Here is a 19,935-nt window from a genome sequence, read left to right as displayed (position 1 = left end):
TTTAAAATGAGTTATGAAAAAGTATGGGCTAATAATGAAAAAATAAATCAGACTGAGAAAAACAAATTGAAAAAAGATGGTTTGGAAATCTTTAATGATATTCCTTACTATGCGGAAAATGGATTTGAATCAATTCCGAAAGAAGAGTGGGACTCCTTTAAATGGGCCGGATTGTATTTGCAACGACCGAAAGAAGCTGGCTATTTTATGATGCGTGTTAATATTCCTTCTGGGATTATTACAAATGCACAGGCAGAAGCACTTGCTTCAATCGCTGAAGACTATGGACGTGATGTGTTAGATATTACGACGAGACAGGCGATTCAGTTTCATTGGCTAGAAATTCAGCAAATTCCGGATATTTTTAAAAGATTAGCGAGAGTAGGGTTATCTTCAGCGGGGGCGTGCGGTGATATTACGCGTAATATTACAGGGAATCCACTTGCTGGAATTGATGCGAACGAACTATTTGATACAACGTTGATTGTTAAAGAGATATATGAATACTTCCAACATAATGAAGAGTTTTCTAATCTACCTCGTAAATTTAAAATGTCTATTAGTTCTAACATTTATAATTCAGCAAATGCTGAAATTAACTGTGTGGCATTTACACCTGCTACGAAAGAAATAGATGGTGAGAAAAAAGTTGGTTTTCATATAAAAGTAGGCGGAGGATTATCTGCGCGCCCTTACTTAGCGGAAGAATTAGATGTATTCGTTTTACCAGAAGAAGTGAAGGCAGTATCGATTGCAATTGCTACTATATTCCGTGATTTTGGATATCGTGAAAAACGCCACTTAGCACGTTTGAAATTTCTTGTTGCTGACTGGGGAGCTGAGAAATTTAAAGAGAAACTAGTAGAATACACAGGACCCCTGCAAAGTAAAGGAGAAAGTGCGCTCAAAGGATGGAATGCCGGATATTTTTATGGCGTACAAGATCAAAAACAAGAAGGATTAAAATATGTCGGTTTTAATGTGCCGGTAGGGCGTTTACATGCAGAAGAGATGTTTGAGATTGCAAGAATTGCAAAGCAATATGGAAATGGACAAATTCGTACTTGTAACTCACAAAACTTCATTATTCCGAATGTTCCGCCAGAAAATGTTGAAGGATTATTAAGTGAACCGTTGTTTGAAGCAATTTCTGCAAACCCGAAATCGTTTATCGGTCATGCGGTTTCATGCACTGGTATTGAGTATTGTAATCTGGCATTAGTAGAAACGAAAGAAAGATTACGCAAAATCGCAGAATACTTAGATACACAAATTGCACTTGATGTTCCAGTTCGAATTCATATGGTAGGATGCCCGAACTCCTGTGGTCAACGTCAAATTGCTGATATTGGTTTGCAAGGAGTAAAACTGAAAACAAAGGAAAAGGGAATCGTTGAGGCATTCGAAATATATGTGGGCGGAACGCTATTGGATGGCGGAGCATATAACGAAAAATTAAAAGGGAAAATAGATGGTGAAGATTTACCGGATGTTCTCGTGTCCTTTTTACGTTATTTCCAAAAGAATAAATTACTAGCCGAAACGTTTTATGATTTCGTAGGACGTGTTGGAGTGGAAGAATTACAAATTGTACTAAATCGCGTATTAGAGGAAGTAATAGCGTCTTAGGAGGGACAATATGGATTTATATCGATTTGAAGCTGTATTAGTGAATAGTGTTGTTCCAATAGTCGTTGTTGCTCAAAGTGAAGAGCAAGCGTTTAAGCTTGCGGAAATAGAGCTGGAAAAGTATTTTTTACCGCTACCAGAAGTGAAAGAAATCTCCTTATATGAAAAAAAGAAGATTCAAAAAGGAGCGGCGTTTGTTATTCATGGGTAGGGAACATTGTAATACGAAATAGTAGTAACTTCCATTCGTATATAAGGATGGAAGTTTCACTTTAATAATAGAAATGAGGAGAGATGATGGGGAAGGTTTATATCGTCGGAGCGGGTCCTGGTGATCCGGATTTAATTACTGTTAAAGGGTTGAGATGCATCGAGAAGGCTGATGTTATATTGTACGACCGTCTTGTAAATAAAGAATTGCTTTCTTATGCAAAGCCTGAAGCGGATTTAATTTATTGCGGGAAACTCCCAAATTATCACACGATGAAGCAAGAAACGATTAACACATTTCTTGTTAAATATGCGAAAAAAGGAAAAGTTGTAACGAGACTAAAGGGCGGGGATCCATTTGTATTTGGAAGAGGTGGAGAAGAAGCTGAAGCATTGGCAAAGCAAGGTATCTCATTTGAAATTATTCCTGGCATTTCAGCAGGCATAGCTGCTCCTGCTTATGCTGGAATTCCAGTGACGCATCGCGATGCAAGTGCAAGTTTTGCCGTTGTGACGGGGCATAGAAAAGAAGGTGCTGAGGAAGAAATGAAATGGGAGAACTTAGCGAAAGGTGTAGATACATTAGCTGTCTATATGGGGGTTAGTAATTTACCCTACATATGTGAACAACTTATAAAGTACGGAAAAGAAAAGAGTACACCTGCTGCTATTATTGAGTGGGGGACGACATCTATGCAACGTACGGTTACAGGGACGTTAGGAACGATAGTAGAAGTTGCTAAAAAAGAACAAATTCAAAATCCAAGTATGATTGTTATTGGAGAAGTTGTCCGTTTTAGAGAAAAGATACATTGGTTTGAGAAGCAAATGGAAAATGCATATCAAGTAAGCGGAGTGTTGTAATATGAAAGCTGTCTTATATATATGTCACGGAAGCCGTTTGAAAGCGGCAAAAGAAGAGGCGATTCAATTCATTACGTCATGTATGAGCCGTGTAGAGGCAAATATTCAAGAAGTTTGTTTTTTAGAGCTAGCGAGTCCATCTATTGATGAAGGATTTCGTACATGTGTGAAGCGTGGTGCTACAGAGATTGTCGCGATCCCTGTTTTTTTATTAGCGGCAGGACATGTGAAGGAAGATATTCCGCTTGAATTACGAAAGTTAAACGAGCAATATCCGAATATCAAAATAGTTTATGGTAATCCATTTGGTGTATCAGAAGTGCTTGTAAAGGCGGTATATAACGGAATGGGTATTAAAGAAGAAGTAACACTTTTGCTTGTTGCACGAGGAAGTAGTGATCCTCAAACTTTACAAGATATAAAGTGGATTTCTTCTTTATTTCAAAAAGAAAAGAACATTATAAAGGTGGAAGTTTGTTATTTAGCAGCCGCGGAGCCAAAGTTTGATGAGAAGTTGAAAGAAATTGTAGAACAAAAAGAACGGAACATTGTTGTGTTACCTTACTTATTATTTACAGGCTTGCTCATGAAACATATTGAGAAAGAAGTGCGTCAATATGAGTCGGAAGAGATAAAAACAAGTCCATATTTAGGGAAGAATGTAGCGTTTCGAGATATGTTAATTCAGAAAACAGAGGAAATATTGAAGGGAGATCAATATGTATCCACTTACAGTGCGAGTTGATAAGAAACGTGTTGTTGTCATTGGCGGGGGAAAAGTAGCAGGATTTAAAATTATTCCTTTACTAAAACAAGGTGCGGATATCGTTGTGGTAAGTACAGAATTAGATACGAATTTAGTAAAATTTGTAGAAGAAAAGCAAATTCGTTGGTATCAAAGGGAATATGAAAAAAGTGATATTAAAGATGCTTTTTTAGTAGTCGCGGCGACTAGCGATTCGGTACTAAATGAACAAGTTGCTAAAGATGCTGCAGTGAATCAATTGGTAAATGTTATTACAAATCCGGAAAGTGGAAATGTTCATTTTCCAGCAGCGTTTCATCGTGGGCTACTTAATGTAGCTGTTTCTACAGGCGGAGCAAGCCCGAAACTTGCGAAAAAAATTCGTGACGATATCGCAAATAAATATGATGAGACGTATGAAACGTATCTTGATTTTTTATATGAAGTAAGAATAAGAGTGAAAGAATTACAAGTAGAGAAGCGACAGAGAAATATATTATTACAAGAAGTATTAAAGGCGGTATATGTTCAAAATGAACAAAAAAGAGAATTGTTTTTACAAGAATTAGAGAGAAAAGTTCATATAGGATAATGAGTAAATTGTACTTTACAACTATAAGAATATAATTTATAATCACAAGTAACTTCAATAGATGAAATCGATGAGCAAGAAGAGTACGTATATTTGATGCGTTCAGAGAGCTGGGGTAAGGTGTGAGCCCGGTACGATAAAATATACAGAATGGGCTTGCGAGAGGTATGCTGAACATTGCAGTAGGCAACCCGGGTTCCGCCGTTAAAAGGATAGAGTATCGGAATTTTCCTGTACTTGAACAAGTGGGATTTATCAATCCAATTGAGGTGGTACCACGGTATTTACATTACATATATCGTCCTCTACATGCATATTTGCGTGTAGGGGACTTTTTTATTTTCTAAAGGAGGTGTGCGAGTATGAAATGAAAGTGTATAATTAATAAAAGTTTAAATATTCAGAAAAGGAGAAATTATGATGAAAGAAACACAGCAATGGACGTCGAAAATTGGCTTTGTACTCGCAGCAGCCGGAGCCGCAGTAGGTCTTGGTGCGATATGGAAGTTTCCATATGTTGCAGGTAATGGTGGGGGAGGCGCATTCTTCCTTGTATTCTTATTACTAACTTTATTTATTGGTATGCCTCTTCTTTTAGCTGAGTTTGTTATTGGGCGTAGTACTCAAAAAGAGGCGGTTACAGCTTATAAACTATTAGTACCAAATAGTAAGTTGTATCCTTGGATTGGTCGTATGGGAGTTGTTACTTGTTTTAGCGTACTATCTTTCTATAGTGTTGTAGGTGGATGGATTTTACTTTATTTATACTATAGTGTCACAGGTAGCTTCTGGAACGGAGTGGTCGATTATGGGCAATTGTTTGGTGAAACAATTTCAAATCCAGTAAGTGCTATTGGAGCACAATTCATCTTTATGCTTTGCACTATTTTTGTTGTTAGTAAAGGTGTAGAGAAGGGCATAGAAAAAGCAAGTAAATACATGATGCCGCTATTATTTATTTTATTTATTGCTATCATTATTCGTGCGTTAACACTTGATGGTGCTTTTGCTGGGGTAGAGTTCTTCTTAAAACCAGATTTTTCAAAGCTTACAGCAGATACGATTTTATATGCGATGGGACAATCTTTCTTCTCACTAACGGTAGGTGCCTCTGTAATGGTAACGTATAGCTCGTATTTAAAGAAAGAAGAGCACTTAGCTAAGTCAGCAACATCTATTGTAAGTTTAACTGTTTTTATTACAGTACTTGCAGGATTAGCGATTTTCCCAGCGATTTTCGCATTAGGAGTTAAGCCGACCGAGGGACCAGGGCTGCTATTTATCGTCCTTCCTGCTGTATTTGCAAAAATACCATTTGGACAATTTTTCTTTATTATGTTTTTAGTGTTATTCTTCTTTGCGACTTTAACATCTGCGATTTCAATGCTTGAAATTGTAGTAGCATCTGTTGCGAAAGATAATGAGAAGAAGCGTCCGTCAGCATCGCTATTAATTGGTATTCTTATTTTTGCAGTTGGAATTCCATCGGCATTATCGTTTGGAGTTATGAGTGATGTGAAAATATTTGGGAAGACATTCTTTGATTTCGTCGATTTTTCGGTAAGTAATGTGTTGCTGCCATTAGGGGTACTAGCCATTTCGCTATTCGTACCAAATAAAATGAGTAAAGAGTTATTAATGAAAGAATTAGAAGTTACGGAAACGAAAGGGAAAACATTGTTTAATATTTGGTTTTTCTTATTACGTTATATAATTCCAGTAACTATAATTATCGTATTTTTAAATGCGATAGGCGTATTTAAAATGTTTGCATAATAAAAAGACGGAGATTTCTCCGTCTTTTTATTATGTTGTAGGTGTATTTAATAAACGATTATATGCTTTATAAGCGGCAACAACTGCAATGAAGGATCCGATTAAAAATAATACTGAGCCGCCGAATGTAAATAGTCGGCCGATGTATGTTTCTCTAGCTTCTTCTATTTCTTCTTGTAATTGTGTATTCATATTTATCCCCCCGCAAAATATAGGCATTTAGTTGTAGTCTATGTGAAATGCCTATAAAGTGTGAAGTGGTAGTAAAAAAACTCGGTATGCACCGAGTTTTTTATAATCCAATATAAGGAGATGGATCAACTGCGTTTGTTTTACCGACATTCCATTCTCCAAGGTGAAGTTCGAAGTGTAAATGCTGTCCGTATGATTGACCGGTATTCCCCATAAATCCAAGTTGATCGCCTTGTTTTACAGTTTGTCCATTCGATACGGAACGGCTACTCATATGTGCATATACTGTCGTATATGTTTTTCCGTTTATACGGTGAGATAAGTACACAACGTTTCCGTAACTAGATGATAATTCTGAACGGATAACGACGCCATCTGCAGCGGCAATAATTGGAACCGTTCCCGAAGCGGCGATGTCAATTCCTTTATGGTTATCTAAAGAACGTGCGCCAAATCCAGAGGTTTTCGATCCGGCCGCTGGTTTAATAAATCCACCGATATTTGTATCGTGTGGTGTTGGGGCAGCTTGAGCAGATGTAGTAGCTTGTTTCTGAGCTTCTTCAGCCTTACGTGCCTCTTCAGCTTTACGAGCTTCTTCTGCGCGTTTTTCTTCTTCAATTGCTTTTTGAACAGCTTGACGCTGATTTTCTAAAATACCTTTGGATTCTTCTAATCCTTCAATCTCTGAATCTACTTTCGCTACTTTTGTATGTAGATCGCTAATAAGAGTTTGTTGCTGTTGTTGGTTATTTTGTAACTCTTGTTGCTTATGCTCTAATTTTTGTTCAGCTTCTTTCAGTTGTTGCTCTTTTTTCTCAACAGCCTCTTTTTCTGTCGTCACAGTATTTTGATCAGTTGTTTGTTTTTTCACAATATCTGTATCGTTGTTTAAAATTAAACTTACGGAGTACAGATTATCAACTAAATCAGCAATATTTGCAGAACTTGTTAATACTTCTGTAATGATATTGGTGCGAGGTTTTTCTTGCATAGATTGTAGTCGTTGTTTAATAACTTCCTGACGTGTATCTATGTTCGTTTGTAATTGCTCTATATGTTTCTTTTTTTCAATAATAACTTGCTGTGTTTTGCTAATTTCTTTTTTTGTATCGTTTAATTCAGCTTCGTTTTTATTAATAGAAGTAGTTAATTCGTCGATTTTCTTTTGTAATTCCTGGATTTCTTTTTCTATTTGTTCTTTCTCAGCTGATTTATTTTGTAAGTCATTTTGTTTGCCTTCTAATTCAGATTGAATATTAGATAATTTATTTTCATTCGTTTCAGCGTATACGGGTGAAAGTAACGGGGAAACGAAAATCGTTCCAGCTGCTAAAACACTAAATGCTGCAAATCTCTTTTTCATTGTTGTCTTGCTCCTTTCCCTATGAATGTATATATCATAAGAAGAAGAAGGGTGTCTATCGTTGTAATCATAATGTAAAGAAAACTTTATAAAATTGCTAAGCTTTGTCGGAATTTAGTATCTTTTCGTAGTGTTTGTCATAAAGTTAAAATTTTGAATGCATACAAAAATGTACCGTTTTCTATTTTGTTCTAAAAAAAAACATGGGAAATGATGGAGTTTTCGATGGTGAAACATTACTTTAAAAACCTATAAATCAATGGTGAGGAATCGTTCTCATGTTAGGTTTTCTGACATGGGGTTTGTTTTTGTCAAGAAAATTATTTGTGTTCGTGCAAAGTTATTTTGTTGTCAGATTTTAATTTTTGATTTATGATTTTTAACAGGGACAAAATGTAGTGAATTGTCGAATAATATGTAATACTCTTAATTTCTTAGTTTCATAGAACGAGAGAAGGGTAGAGTTAATGCATCAAAGAGGGGGTTGCAGCAAGTATGAAAAGGATAGGACTTGCATGGCAAATTTTAATAGGACTTGCGCTTGGTATCGCGGTTGGGGCAATTTTTTATGGCGATAGCACAGTTGTAGGATACTTAAAACCAATTGGTGATATTTTCATCAGATTAATTAAAATGATTGTTGTACCGATTGTCGTAGCGAGCATCATTGTTGGGGTTGCAGGCGTTGGTGATGTGAAAAAGCTAGGTCGATTAGGCGGAAAGACAATTATTTACTTCGAAATTATTACAACGATTGCGATTGTTGTTGGCCTACTGGTAGCGAATATCTTCCAACCAGGAAAAGGCGTGAATATGGATCAATTAACGAAGACTGATATTTCTAAATATGCAGAAACAACAGCTCAAGTGCAAAGTCATTCGTTTGCAGATACATTTGTAAATATCGTTCCGACGAATATTATGAAATCATTGGTTGATGGCGATATGCTTGCCATTATTTTCTTCTCTGTACTATTTGGTTTAGGAGTTGCGGCGGTTGGTGAAAGAGGAAGACCGGTTCTTCAATTTTTCCAAGGTGTAGCAGATGCGATGTTTTACGTAACGAACCAAGTTATGAAATTTGCACCATTTGGTGTATTCGCATTAATTGGTGTTACAGTTTCAACGTTTGGTTTAGCTTCATTAATTCCATTAGGGAAATTAGTAATCGTCGTTTATGGATCCATGATTTTCTTCGTCGTAGTTGTATTAGGACTTACGGCAAAACTATTTGGAATTAATATTTTCCAATTCTTCAAAATCTTAAAAGATGAGCTTATTTTAGCGTATTCTACTGCGAGCTCAGAAACGGTTTTACCGAAACTTATGGAGAAAATGGAGAAATTCGGTTGTCCGAAAGCAATTACATCTTTCGTTATTCCGACAGGTTATTCATTTAACTTAGATGGATCAACTTTATATCAAGCAATTGCGGCAATTTTCTTAGCGCAAATGTACGGTATTGATTTATCCATTACACAACAAATTACATTATTACTTGTACTAATGGTTACATCAAAAGGTATTGCGGGTGTACCAGGCGTATCATTCGTTGTATTATTAGCGACACTTGGTACAGTAGGTATTCCAGCTGAAGGTTTAGCATTTATTGCAGGTATTGACCGTATTCTAGATATGGCTCGTACAGCAGTTAACGTTGTAGGTAACTCTTTAGCAGCTGTAGTTATGTCTAAGTGGGAAGGTCAATATGACGCTGAAAAAGGACAAGCTTATTTAAAAGAGATTTCTGAAAAGGGTCAAGCGGCTTAATTATGATTTATAAAGCTCTCACATAATATGTGAGAGCTTTTCTGTATGTAGAAGAGGAGAGAAAGTTATGAAACGTAAGTACGGTGATGGTTCTACGTGGAAGCGATTAGTAGAGAAGACATACACAGTAAAACAAGTTGAAGAAGGCATGTTAGGAGTACTGAATATAAAAAAGGTGAGAGAGCCTAGTTATAAAGAATACAAAGGTAAAGAACTTTGCATTGCAGGTGATGAGTATACATGGATGCAGTATTTTATAAACGGGAAAAACTTTGCAATTACAGCTATGTTAGACGATCAAAAAAAAATAGTGCAATATTATATCGACGTGACGAAAGAATATAAAATAGACGAGCGTGGTTTACCTTATTTTGATGATTTATATTTAGATGTAGTATTGTTACCGAACGGTGAGATTTATGTATTGGATGAAGACGAGTTAGAGGATGCCTATAGTATGGGTGATATTACTAAGGAAGAATATGAATTAGCTTGGCATATAACAAAATGGATTGTAGCAGCGATAAAAAAGGGAGAATTTTATTGGATTTCAATAATAGATAAAGAGATCGAAAAGTTAAAATGATTGATGTATTCACGTTTTTGTATAATTACCAAAAAAATCTATACAAAAAATAATTGACTTTTGTTTTGTAAGCGAGTAAAGTTAGGAAAGAAATTATTATTAAAAAATAAATATGAAACCTTCTTATAAAGAGAGGCGGAGGGACTGGCCCTACGATGCCTCGGCAGCGGACTCGATTTTAGAGTGCTGTGCCAAATCCAGCAAGCATGTGCTTGAAAGATGAGAAGAGCGTTTCTTATAGATGTATAAGACCTCTTCTCGTTGGAAGAGGTCTTTTGTTGTTCATTAGAAAAGGTTGAAAACTAGGGAGAGATGATACTTTGAAAGAAACGAGAGGAAATGGTTTAGCATTATTACCACTTGGAATATTTTTGGCGCTATTTATTGGTTCTGGAATTATTACAGGTGATTTCTATAAATTGCCGATACTTGTAGCGATTTCAATTGCTGTAGGAATTGCTTTAGCGATGAATCGTAAAGAAAGCTTTAATGTGAAAGTGGAACGATTTGCAAAAGGTGCAGGAAATCCGGATATTATGATTATGGTATTAATCTTTGTACTTGCAGGGGCGTTTTCTGAAACAGCAAAAGGAATGGGCGGAGTTGATTCTACAGTTAACTTAGCGTTATCTATTTTACCACAAGGGTTTATCGTTGCTGGAATTTTTGTTATAGGGGCATTTATTTCATTAGCGATGGGAACTTCAATGGGAACTATTGCTGCATTAGCGCCAATTGCTGTAGGTATTAGTGGGCAAACTGATATCTCAATTGCACTAACGATGGCGACTGTTGTTGGTGGTGCGATGTTTGGTGATAATTTATCATTTATTTCTGATACAACAATTGCAGCTGTAAGGTCGCAAGGAACAGAAATGAAAGATAAGTTTAAAACGAACTTTTTAATTGTATTGCCAGCTGCAATCATTACAATTGTACTATTAGTAATGATTACTTTAGGAAGTGATACAGAAATTAAAGCTCATACATTTGATTGGGTGAAGATTTTACCATATGCAGGTGTACTTGTTACAGCATTACTTGGTTGGAATGTACTTATCGTGTTAACAGGCGGAACTGTACTATCTGGTGTTATCGGTCTCATAGATGGAAGTTATACGTTAGAGAGTTTCTTTAAAAGTGTAACGACTGGAATGGGCAGTATGATGGAATTAGTATTACTTGCAATTTTAATCGGTGGTATGGTTGAACTTATCCAGCATAATGGTGGTATTCAATATTTAATGAATCTTTTAACGCGTAATATTCGTTCGAAAAAAGGAGCAGAGTTTGGAATTGCTGGTTTAGTGAGTATGACGAATATGTGTACAGCAAATAATACAATCTCTATCATTTTTACAGGTCCGCTTGCGAAGAATATTGCGGATCAATATGAAATTGATCCACGTAAATCAGCGAGTGTATTAGATCTTTTCTCCTGCTGTGTACAAGGATTAATTCCGTACGGTGCTCAAATGTTAACAGCGGCAGGATTTGCTGCATTATCTCCAATTGAATTGTTACCTTATGCATTTTATCCAATATTAGTTGGAGTATGTGGCATCATTTCGATTTTAATTGGTTTCCCGCGTTTTTCGAAGGATGCGGAGAAAAAAGAGTATCATAAAACAGCGTAATCAACTATGAATTTTATTAGTAGCAACTGAAGCCGTTCAGAGAGCATTCTCTGAACGGCTTTTTATGTGTAATAAAGTGAAGTTTTAATTGGTGGTGGGGATTCAGCACCTATACCTACTGATTATTAGTCCTCATCAATCGGGCATTAACGGGATAAAAGTGTTTATCAACTTGTCTTATGTTGTTGAGAGGAATATCTATTTTACAAAAGGCTGAATTCAACTCGGTCTTAAGTCTGAGTCGAAAACAGTTCTTAAGCTCGTTATGGAAAAATGAAAAAATAGTTAAGATAAGAGTATCAAATCGAAGGGAGGCAAGCACAAGATGAAACAATTTCTAGCGTTTATCGCGGCCGGCATTTTGGCTTTAATTGCTCTTGGTAGTCTTGCTGGTATTGTAGGATTCGCAATCGGAGCAGGAGTTGTGTACTGGAGCTATAAATCATTTGTGCGAGCACAATCATTTTTTGGAAAGTTAGCTTGGGGTATTGTTGGTTTAATCGGCTTGTCCATCGCCCTTTCTCATTCCCCAGCATTAATCGGTATCGTAGCATTAGTAGTTTTATACTATGGATACCGTGAGTGGAAAAAAGAAAAAAATGTAGTTGTTGATTCTGCTCCAGAAAGTTCTAAACCATATAGCAACTTTGAAGATGAGTGGAACAAGTTAATGAAAAACTAATACAAAATAAATCAAATTATAAAGTAGAAGAGAGGAAGATTATAATGAAACAATCTTTATTCGGACGTGTACGCGATGCAATTTTAGCTGATTTTCATAATGTGCTAGATGAGAAAGAAAGAAAAAATCCAATTGCTATGTTAAACCAATATTTACGCGATAGTGAGCGTGAAATAACGAAAATTGAGAAGTTAATTCAGCGTCATAAAACATTAAAATCTAACTTTGCTCGTGAGCTTGAGCAAGCACGTTATTTCGTTAATAAAAGATCAAAGCAAGCTATCATCGCACAAGAAGCAGGAGAATTACAATTACATGAACGTGCATTAGAGGAAGTAGCGTATTATGAAGGGCAAGTAACTCGCTTAGAGGAAATGTATGCAGGAGTTGTAGAACAAATTGATGAGCTAGAGCGTCGTCTTTCAGAAATGAAAAATAAATTAAAAGAAATGAATGCAAAGCGTATGGAACTCATGGCACGTGAAAATATGGCACATGCAAACCGTCGTATGAATACTGCTATGCATAAAATGGATGAAAATAATCCGTTCTTACGATTCGAAGAAATTGAAGATCACATTCGTGACTTAGAGATTCGTATAAATGAAGAGCATGAGCGCGACACATTTGATATGAAAATTGCAAAACTTGAGCGTGAAATGAAAGAAAAAAGTGAAGTATCGTTAACGAAAGAAGTAACAAAATAATTGTAGTATATAATAAAACAGGCTTATGATATAGTGATAGAAGAAAAGGTGTTGGAAAGCAATGCCTTTTCTTCTATGTATATGTGACAAAGAGGGGGGGAGCTGAAATGAAGAAGCATTTTTCAAAAACACAATTAATGGGGATGCTCCTCATCATATTTGGATTTGGTCTTTTTCTTGATATGATACTTGGACATTTTGAACCAGGTGGTCTAATTTTTGCATTTATTATGATTATGTTTGGGAGACATTATCGAAAGAAGAACCGTTATGTAAGAGGAAATGTATTTTTATTTGTTGGTGGCATTGTATTTCTATTCTTCTTATTTTCATCAGCAGCATTCGTACTTGTTGTATTTGCTTGTTTAGCTTTAATTGGTTATCAACTGATTCAACAAGGACATCGGCAAAAAGCAATGAAAGTTGAAATTAAAGAAAAGGGATATATAGATGAAGAAAAACAAATATATCGTACAGAATCGTATATAAAAAATATGTTCGTAGGTAATGTACGAATGATGGATCATATTTATGAACTTGAGGATATTAACGTCCAATATGGTGCTTGTGATGTCGAGATTGATTTAACAACCGCGATGGTTCCAGAGGGAGAAACGGTAATTGTTATTCGGGGAGTCATTGGTAACATTCGTTTATATGTTCCGTATGACATTGAATTGTCTTTAAATCATTCTGTTATTGTTGGGCGAGTGCTCCTGCCAGGGCACGAGGAAACAGGATTTAACCGTACTGTTACGTTTAGAACGGAACAGTATAAAGAAGCTCCTCGCCGTATCAAAATTATTTCTTCGCTTGTCGTAGGCGATACGGAAGTGAGGAAAGTATAATGAAAAAACAAAAGAATATTTCGTGGATGTATATTCGTTATTCTATGTTGTCCTCTGTGAGTATCGCACTCATCTGTACAATTGTATATGTATGGAAAAGCGAGCAACAAGTTTATGATTTACTATGGAAAGAATCCATTGCTTCTGTTCCAATTGGCTTGTTTATTATGAGTACTAGTCTTCTTATCGGAGGAATTATAGGCTATGCAATCGGTTATTATATAGAGCAGCGTATACAAGGATTAAATACTTTTCTATTTGAAGTAGAGCGAGGGAATTTTCCGAGTGATGTTTCGTTTACTGCGGATGATGAATTTCATGAAGTGGAACGAAAAGTAATCGGTCTTGCTCGTCGATTAGAGGAGCAAGCTGGGCTATTTCAAAAAGTAACGAATGAACGAGCTCATTGGAATGAAGAGATGAGACAAGAAGCGATTTCCCAAGAAAGGCATCGATTGGCGAGGGAGCTACATGATTCTGTAAGTCAGCAGCTTTTTGCAATGTCGATGATGATGTCAGCTATTAATGAACAAGTAGCTGAAATTCCAGACACGACGAAAAAGCAGTTGCAACTTGTTGAGAATATGGTTGTAAATGCACAATCAGAAATGAGAGCATTGCTCCTTCATTTACGCCCAGTGCAGTTAGAAGGTAAGAAACTAACAGAGGGTATAGAAGAATTATTAACAGAACTGTCTAGAAAGCAGCATATGAAAATTGAATGGTTAATTGAACCGATTCAATTAAAAAAAGGTGTAGAAGATCATTTATTCCGTATTGTACAAGAGGCTCTGTCTAATACTTTACGGCATGCAAAGGCAAAGAAAACCGAAGTACGCCTACGCAAAATTGATCAATATGCGATTTTGAAAATTATTGATGATGGTGTTGGTTTTAAAGTTGGGGTTAATAAGGCAGGTTCATACGGTTTAAGATCAATGCAAGAACGAGTTCATGAAATTGGTGGTACATTAAAGGTTCTTAGTTTTCCAAATAAAGGTACGCAAATAGAAGTGAAAGTACCGATTATGATTGAGAGAGGGGGAGAATCATGATAAAAGTATTACTAGTTGATGATCATGAAATGGTTCGAATGGGTGTATCGGCATATTTATCAACGCAGCCAGATATTGAAGTAGTTGGAGAAGCTGAAAATGGAAGAAAAGGTTCAGAGTTAGCTTTGCAATTAAGACCGGATATTATTTTAATGGACCTTGTCATGGATGAGATGGACGGGGTTGAAGCAACGCGTGCAATTATTCAAGAATGGCCAGAAGCGAAAATTGTAGTTGTAACGAGTTTTTTAGATGATGAAAAGTTGTACCCTGTTATTGAGGCGGGAGCGACAAGTTATTTATTAAAAACATCAAGAGCGAGTGATATTGCAGACGCTGTACGAGCTACTTATGATGGGGAAACGGTATTAGAGCCGAAAGTTACTGGCAAAATGATGTCTCGTATGCGTCAAAAGAAAGAACAACCTTTGCATGAAGAGTTAACAGAAAGAGAGTTTGAAATTTTGTTATTAATTGCAGAGGGGAAAAGTAATCAAGAGATTGCAGATGAGTTGTTTATTGCCCTCAAAACAGTAAAGACACATGTGAGTAATATATTAAATAAGCTAAATGTAAGTGACCGTACACAGGCGGTTATTTATGCATTTAGACATCAATTGACGAAATAAGAAGGAGGCTTTGACTATATATGGTCAAAGCTTTTTGTTGACGGTTAATTATGTAAGCGTTATCATTAAGGTGTTAACAGTACATACAAAGGGGAGAGAGTGTATGTTAGTTCAAACGATATTTGGAATGGATAAAACGAAAAAATTAGGTAACTATGTGAATGCGTTGCAAGCACTTTGTGAACAATATGATATTGAAACAGATCGTATTGCAATTATCGAGGCGACGGAAGAATATTATTTATTCCTAGTAAAGCAAGAAGATTGCTATGATGTTGTAAAAGTAGAAACAGTGGATACGAATATTGATTACTATACGAAAGCTTGCAAAGTAAGTAGCTTTAATCATATTTCTTATCAAATGTAAAAAACTCCCAAAACGGGAGTTTTTTTATGATGCTTTCGATTCAGATGAATGATCCGTTAATGGTACTGCTTTTGCACCACTTAGCTTTGCGATAGCAAGACCGATAATAGCCCCAACTAATGCTGGTATTAACCAGCCGATACCTTCATTATATAATGGAATAAACTCGAAATAAGATGTGATAAATGAAACAGGAATATTCCCTTGTTTTAATCCATCAAATACGCTCACAACTGCGGCTCCAATTAAAGCACCTACATAAACAAATCGATATCCACCGAAATATTTATGAAGTAACGATAGTAACACGAGTACAATTGCAATTGGATATACAACAAGTAAAATAGGAACGGAGATTGCGATAATTTTTGTTAAGCCTAAGTTGGCAACTAATAATCCTAACGCGCAAATGATACTTGCTAATGTTTTGTATGAAAATTTTGTTAATAATGTTGAGAAATATTGACTGCATGCAGATACAAGTCCAACACATGTTGTTAAGCAAGCGAGTGAAACGATAAGAGATAGTAGGATCAGACCGTATGGACCGAATAATTGCTGTACGATAACAGTAAGTAGCTGTCCACCATTTTTTGCGTATCCGAGAGAGATGCTTGTAGCACCGAGCCAGCCAAGTGCACCGTATACAAGTACGAGACCAGTAGCGGCAATAAGTCCCGCTTTTGCTGTTGCAATGGCAATTGACTTACGGTCATTCACACCTTTTGAGCGAATAGCATTTACAACGATAATTCCAAATGCAAGTGCTGAAATGGTATCCATCGTTAAGTATCCTTCCATAAAACCTTTGAAAATTGGAGAAGTTTGATACTCTTGCATTGCTGGTCCTGATTGCCCAAGTGGTGAAAATACACTTTTGACAAATAATAAGAAAATAGAGAATAGTAAAATAGGTGTTAATATATTTCCGATACGATCGACGAGCTTAGAAGGATTTAAACTAAGCCAAAATACGATAGCAAAGAAGATGACCGTGTATAAAAATAGTGCTAGGCTGCTAGAGCGAATAGTTTCTGGTAAGAAAGAACTAACTCCCATTTCATAAGCGACGTTAGCGACACGTGGAATTCCCATAGATGGACCGATTGCAATGTATACAACTACAGTAAAGAAAATTCCGAATAATGGGTGAACATGACTTGCAAGTTGTTGCATTCCATTTCCTGTTAAAGAAATAGCGATAACAGTTAGTAACGGCAAACCGACCCCTGTTAGTAAAAAGCCAATCATTGCTGGCCAAAAGTTTTCACCAGCATTTTGTCCAAGCATAGGAGGGAAAATTAAATTTCCTGCCCCAAAAAATAAAGAAAATAGCATAAGACCTGTGAAAAAAATATGTTTTTTTGATACAGTGTTCATTGTTTTTCCTCCTTTTTGTAAATTCATTGTAAGAACACAAAAAACTCGTCCCTGAAGAAAGGGACGAGTTATATTTACCCGCGATACCACCCTAATTTATACATGTAGAAATATATCTATATGTATACGGCTTTGCAACGTACAACATGATACGTGTTCCTTGTAACGGGGGACGGCCGGTAAGAACTTACTTCAGCATTCGGTTCTACTTCTCGGAGATGATTTTCGGTTACGAACTGAGCATTGGCTTTCAGCAAAATGCCAACTCTCTGGGGAACAGCCCTATAACGTACTCGTTCTCGTCAATGAATTTTTATTCAAGTATTCTGACAGTATTTTCACATGTTTTTTTTAGAAAGTCAACATATTTTTTGGGAAATATATTTTCATGTAGAAATATAGCGGATAATATAAGGTTTAATGTTATTTGTAAAAATGGTGTAAAACATTATAGAGAATTGTAAAGTTTATGGAGAAAATCGATATTTATAGGAGTAAAGAAGGAATCATTTGAATTTGCAGAGAATAATACAACAATCCACTTGCTGGAAAGAACAAACCAAAAGAGGTGACTGAAATGTTTGCGATGGGAGTATTATTTGGCATTATTGCTATATGTGGTTTTATATGGTTATATTATTCGCGTTCGTTTAAACAAGCAGAAGTTTTACTCTTTCAAAAAGGTAGTTTGTTGACAAATCAGTCTAGATATTTAGTATGTCCGAAGTGTGGAAGTGCACAGGCCAGAAGTGGAGGATATCAAGAGTGTTGCAAAATTAGATTATGAAAGAAGGAAGCCTCACATTATTTTTGTGAGGCTTCCTTCCTTACAATTTCAAAGCACTCCAAATTGTCCAACGATCTCTTTCGATAATAGGAGAGCGGTTTTGTAATGCTGTTTGAATATGATGTAGAAGTTGAGAAAGTTCATTATCCGTTAATTCGTGCAGTATGGATCGACCTGTTCGAGGGGATAAATCTTGTAGTAATGCTTCTACTGAATCGTGAATTTTTCGTACTTCCCATTGTGTTTGAATGGGGAACGCTTGAAGAGAATGCTTTTGTAATAAGTGCTGAATAGTAGTGGTTTTTGGTCTTCTTTTCGCTTCTGTATCAATGAGTTTTGGGAAGACGGAGAAAAAATATCCACGAATGTGTTCAGGGCTTCCTGGAATTATGCAATCTTCAATGGTTCGATCTTGTAGAATAAGCATACCGTCTTTTTTTAATATGCGAGAAGCTGCGCTTAAAAATGTAGGAATGTCCTGTAAATGATGGATCACTGCACGTGAAATGACAATATCGAATGTTTCATCAGGGAACGGGATATTATGTGCATCACCGTGAATAAATGAAATGTTTGGGAAGCTGCTACAATTCTCCTTTGCGGCTTGTAATATTTCTTTTGAAAAATCAAGTCCAATTACGTTTGTAGCCCCCATAAGTGCAAGTTCTTTTGTATAAATACCACCGCCACACCCTATATCAATTATTCGTTTGTTTTGTACATCTACAATATTGTTTATCGCTTCCCGCCATGAAATATGTGCGTTACGATTTGCATATGTGTACTTATTATTTGCATCATGAAAATTAATGGACATTGTAAAATCCTCCCTTCAGTGTATAGTATAGCTCATTTTATATCATGTCACGTTTTTGTTTCTTATATGAAGGTTATAAGGGTTTCTTATTAGAAAAGAGGGATCGATTTGAAAGGGAATTATTTAATGGTTTTATGTGTGATTTTACTCGCATCGTGTGGTCAAGCCGAGCAAAAGAAAGAAACAAAACAAGTAGAGGAGACCGTGAATGAAGTGAAAGAACCATTACAGGTAATTGTTATACAAAAAGGTAAAGAAGAAAAAAAATTAAAGAAAATGGATGCGGAGTTAGTGGTAGACATTATAACCAAAGCAGAAAAACAAGAAATAACAGGTAGCTTTGGCGAACCGGAATATGAAATACAAATTAGTAGAAATGGGAAAATAGAAACATATTATGCATGGTTAAGAGGAGAAGATCGCCGGGGATGGATTCAATATAAGAAAGATATGTACATGCTTACCGAAAAAGAAACGCAACAGCTTTTATCTTTATTCCCAAATGTTTCAGATCAAAAAGAAGATGATACGAAGATAGATAATTTAACGGAAGTGACCAAAAAAGATATGCAGATTACCGCATTCCATATTAAAGCAGATGAGCAGAAAATGAATTATAAGGTCCGGTATACAATTTCGCAATCACTATACAATAAGCTGGAGAAGGAACAAGAATATTATTTGCAATTAATCTTCCCGGAAAAAGTTCGAAAATTAGTTGGAGCAAAAGAGAGTAAAATCATTTCAGCTGAAAAAGTAAAAGAAGGATATAAGCAGTATGAAGTGAATATTACTGTTCCAATAAAAGAAGCTTCATTATCACAATTAAAATCATTAGAAACATATTATGATAATTATGATTTACAAATATTAAATAGTAAAAAAGAAAAACTAGGGGTGTTTCAAAATATCATCCAAATTGTAAAAGATTATGGTGAAAAAATGAATTTACAAAGATAAGGTGAAACTGTAATCAGTGGGAGTCTTACTGTCTGTTTATGCGGAGTAAATTAGAAGTTTTATTAGTTTGTAAATAATACAAGCAATATGGACTTTCCTAGGAAATGATAATAGAGGGGGCAAAGGCCCCCTCTATTATTTTGCTTTTGCAGATGGCTCATTCATTGATTTTCGGGTAATAAGAAAAGAAATCATAAGAGCGGAAAGAATAATAAGAGCTATAAATAAGTGATTTGGCAACCAATCTAATAATAATAAGTAGCTAACTGTATAAAAAATAAGAGTTGAAGCTAAGAAAGAAAGGGCACCTATTATGAGAGATTGTAATTTCATTTGTTT

Annotated in this window: 22 protein-coding genes, 1 riboswitch and 2 other annotated features; of the genes, 17 read left to right on the top strand and 5 right to left on the bottom strand. The window is 35.9% G+C overall.

Annotated elements, in window-relative coordinates:
• The first annotated feature begins 6 nt into the window (after window positions 1-6).
• The 6 genes from ACTFQM_RS08285 (at window position 7) to ACTFQM_RS08260 (ending at window position 5,816) form a co-directional block, all read left to right on the top strand.
• Window positions 7-1,629 carry a nitrite/sulfite reductase gene (locus ACTFQM_RS08285; protein WP_098472942.1) on the top strand — a complete coding sequence of 541 codons (1,623 nt, stop codon included), beginning with the start codon at window positions 7-9 and terminating at the stop codon, window positions 1,627-1,629.
• Window positions 1,630-1,639: 10 nt separating this feature from the next.
• A complete protein-coding gene (locus ACTFQM_RS08280) occupies window positions 1,640-1,840 on the top strand; it encodes a DUF3906 family protein (RefSeq protein ID WP_440034022.1) in 201 nt (66 codons plus the stop codon).
• An 86-nt stretch (window positions 1,841-1,926) separates the two neighbouring features.
• The gene (gene cobA / locus ACTFQM_RS08275; RefSeq protein ID WP_440034021.1) at window positions 1,927-2,703 is read left to right on the top strand and encodes a uroporphyrinogen-III C-methyltransferase; all 777 of its coding nucleotides are present in this window, start codon (window positions 1,927-1,929) and stop codon (window positions 2,701-2,703) included.
• 1 nt (window position 2,704) lies between these two features.
• Window positions 2,705-3,448, top strand: a complete 744-nt coding sequence (locus ACTFQM_RS08270; protein ID WP_048370523.1) for a sirohydrochlorin chelatase — start codon at window positions 2,705-2,707, stop codon at window positions 3,446-3,448.
• Window positions 3,423-4,040 carry an NAD(P)-binding protein gene (locus ACTFQM_RS08265; protein WP_440034020.1) on the top strand — a complete coding sequence of 206 codons (618 nt, stop codon included), beginning with the start codon at window positions 3,423-3,425 and terminating at the stop codon, window positions 4,038-4,040. The genes ACTFQM_RS08270 and ACTFQM_RS08265 overlap by 26 nt, the downstream gene beginning before the upstream one ends.
• A gap of 61 nt (window positions 4,041-4,101) precedes the next feature.
• Window positions 4,102-4,349, top strand: a binding site (T-box leader).
• A 111-nt stretch (window positions 4,350-4,460) separates the two neighbouring features.
• Window positions 4,461-5,816: a sodium-dependent transporter gene (locus ACTFQM_RS08260; protein WP_440034404.1), complete on the top strand. Its 1,356-nt coding sequence runs from the start codon at window positions 4,461-4,463 to the stop codon at window positions 5,814-5,816.
• Between the two features lie 30 nt (window positions 5,817-5,846).
• On the opposite strand, the gene ACTFQM_RS08255 is transcribed toward ACTFQM_RS08260, so the two are convergent.
• A complete protein-coding gene (locus tag ACTFQM_RS08255) occupies window positions 5,847-6,008 on the bottom strand; it encodes a hypothetical protein (RefSeq protein WP_440034019.1) in 162 nt (53 codons plus the stop codon).
• A 100-nt stretch (window positions 6,009-6,108) separates the two neighbouring features.
• Complete coding sequence (locus tag ACTFQM_RS08250) at window positions 6,109-7,371, bottom strand: murein hydrolase activator EnvC family protein (protein ID WP_440034018.1); 1,263 nt, start codon at window positions 7,369-7,371, stop codon at window positions 6,109-6,111.
• 495 nt (window positions 7,372-7,866) lie between these two features.
• On the opposite strand from ACTFQM_RS08250, the gene gltP reads away from it, so the two are divergent.
• The 9 genes from gltP (at window position 7,867) to ACTFQM_RS08205 (ending at window position 15,652) form a co-directional block, all read left to right on the top strand.
• Window positions 7,867-9,141 carry a glutamate/aspartate:proton symporter GltP gene (gene gltP / locus ACTFQM_RS08245; protein WP_440034017.1) on the top strand — a complete coding sequence of 425 codons (1,275 nt, stop codon included), beginning with the start codon at window positions 7,867-7,869 and terminating at the stop codon, window positions 9,139-9,141.
• A gap of 67 nt (window positions 9,142-9,208) precedes the next feature.
• The gene (locus ACTFQM_RS08240) at window positions 9,209-9,727 is read left to right on the top strand and encodes a DUF402 domain-containing protein (RefSeq protein WP_440034016.1); all 519 of its coding nucleotides are present in this window, start codon (window positions 9,209-9,211) and stop codon (window positions 9,725-9,727) included.
• A 120-nt stretch (window positions 9,728-9,847) separates the two neighbouring features.
• A riboswitch (SAM riboswitch) is annotated at window positions 9,848-9,953 on the top strand.
• A 94-nt stretch (window positions 9,954-10,047) separates the two neighbouring features.
• Window positions 10,048-11,364 (top strand): Na+/H+ antiporter NhaC family protein, encoded by a 1,317-nt coding sequence (locus ACTFQM_RS08235; protein ID WP_440034015.1) that lies wholly within the window; start codon window positions 10,048-10,050, stop codon window positions 11,362-11,364.
• A gap of 325 nt (window positions 11,365-11,689) precedes the next feature.
• Window positions 11,690-12,046, top strand: coding sequence for a lmo0954 family membrane protein (locus ACTFQM_RS08230; RefSeq protein WP_071721211.1), 357 nt, complete (start codon window positions 11,690-11,692; stop codon window positions 12,044-12,046).
• Window positions 12,047-12,090: 44 nt separating this feature from the next.
• Complete coding sequence (locus ACTFQM_RS08225) at window positions 12,091-12,753, top strand: PspA/IM30 family protein (RefSeq protein ID WP_098304335.1); 663 nt, start codon at window positions 12,091-12,093, stop codon at window positions 12,751-12,753.
• Between the two features lie 107 nt (window positions 12,754-12,860).
• A complete protein-coding gene (gene liaF / locus ACTFQM_RS08220) occupies window positions 12,861-13,601 on the top strand; it encodes a cell wall-active antibiotics response protein LiaF (RefSeq protein ID WP_440034014.1) in 741 nt (246 codons plus the stop codon).
• Window positions 13,601-14,656 (top strand): sensor histidine kinase, encoded by a 1,056-nt coding sequence (locus ACTFQM_RS08215; protein ID WP_071721204.1) that lies wholly within the window; start codon window positions 13,601-13,603, stop codon window positions 14,654-14,656. The genes liaF and ACTFQM_RS08215 overlap by 1 nt, the downstream gene beginning before the upstream one ends.
• Window positions 14,653-15,285: a response regulator gene (locus ACTFQM_RS08210; protein ID WP_025147280.1), complete on the top strand. Its 633-nt coding sequence runs from the start codon at window positions 14,653-14,655 to the stop codon at window positions 15,283-15,285. Before ACTFQM_RS08215 ends, ACTFQM_RS08210 begins: the two co-directional genes overlap by 4 nt.
• Window positions 15,286-15,295: 10 nt before the next feature.
• Complete coding sequence (locus ACTFQM_RS08205; RefSeq protein ID WP_116500498.1) at window positions 15,296-15,652, top strand: DUF3992 domain-containing protein; 357 nt, start codon at window positions 15,296-15,298, stop codon at window positions 15,650-15,652.
• Window positions 15,653-15,676: 24 nt separating this feature from the next.
• On the opposite strand, the gene brnQ3 is transcribed toward ACTFQM_RS08205, so the two are convergent.
• Window positions 15,677-17,032 carry a branched-chain amino acid transport system II carrier protein BrnQ3 gene (brnQ3, locus tag ACTFQM_RS08200; RefSeq protein ID WP_440034013.1) on the bottom strand — a complete coding sequence of 452 codons (1,356 nt, stop codon included), beginning with the start codon at window positions 17,030-17,032 and terminating at the stop codon, window positions 15,677-15,679.
• Window positions 17,033-17,088: 56 nt separating this feature from the next.
• Window positions 17,089-17,347, bottom strand: a binding site (T-box leader).
• Window positions 17,348-17,609: 262 nt separating this feature from the next.
• Here brnQ3 and ACTFQM_RS08195 point away from each other — a divergent pair.
• A complete protein-coding gene (locus ACTFQM_RS08195) occupies window positions 17,610-17,819 on the top strand; it encodes a hypothetical protein (protein ID WP_002171093.1) in 210 nt (69 codons plus the stop codon).
• A 40-nt stretch (window positions 17,820-17,859) separates the two neighbouring features.
• Here the strand turns inward: ACTFQM_RS08195 and ACTFQM_RS08190 are convergent, their stop codons facing one another.
• Window positions 17,860-18,636: a class I SAM-dependent methyltransferase gene (locus ACTFQM_RS08190; RefSeq protein WP_440034012.1), complete on the bottom strand. Its 777-nt coding sequence runs from the start codon at window positions 18,634-18,636 to the stop codon at window positions 17,860-17,862.
• 108 nt (window positions 18,637-18,744) lie between these two features.
• On the opposite strand from ACTFQM_RS08190, the gene ACTFQM_RS08185 reads away from it, so the two are divergent.
• The gene (locus ACTFQM_RS08185) at window positions 18,745-19,596 is read left to right on the top strand and encodes a hypothetical protein (protein WP_440034011.1); all 852 of its coding nucleotides are present in this window, start codon (window positions 18,745-18,747) and stop codon (window positions 19,594-19,596) included.
• 135 nt (window positions 19,597-19,731) lie between these two features.
• Here the strand turns inward: ACTFQM_RS08185 and ACTFQM_RS08180 are convergent, their stop codons facing one another.
• Window positions 19,732-19,929 carry a hypothetical protein gene (locus ACTFQM_RS08180; protein ID WP_002171096.1) on the bottom strand — a complete coding sequence of 66 codons (198 nt, stop codon included), beginning with the start codon at window positions 19,927-19,929 and terminating at the stop codon, window positions 19,732-19,734.
• Window positions 19,930-19,935: the final 6 nt, after the last annotated feature.

Source organism: Bacillus cereus group sp. MYBK30-2 (genome assembly GCF_051915945.1).
In the GTDB taxonomy this organism is placed as follows: domain Bacteria; phylum Bacillota; class Bacilli; order Bacillales; family Bacillaceae_G; genus Bacillus_A; species Bacillus_A paramycoides.
Note: the sequence above shows the minus strand (reverse complement) of the source record. Positions and strands in the feature narration are given on the sequence as shown.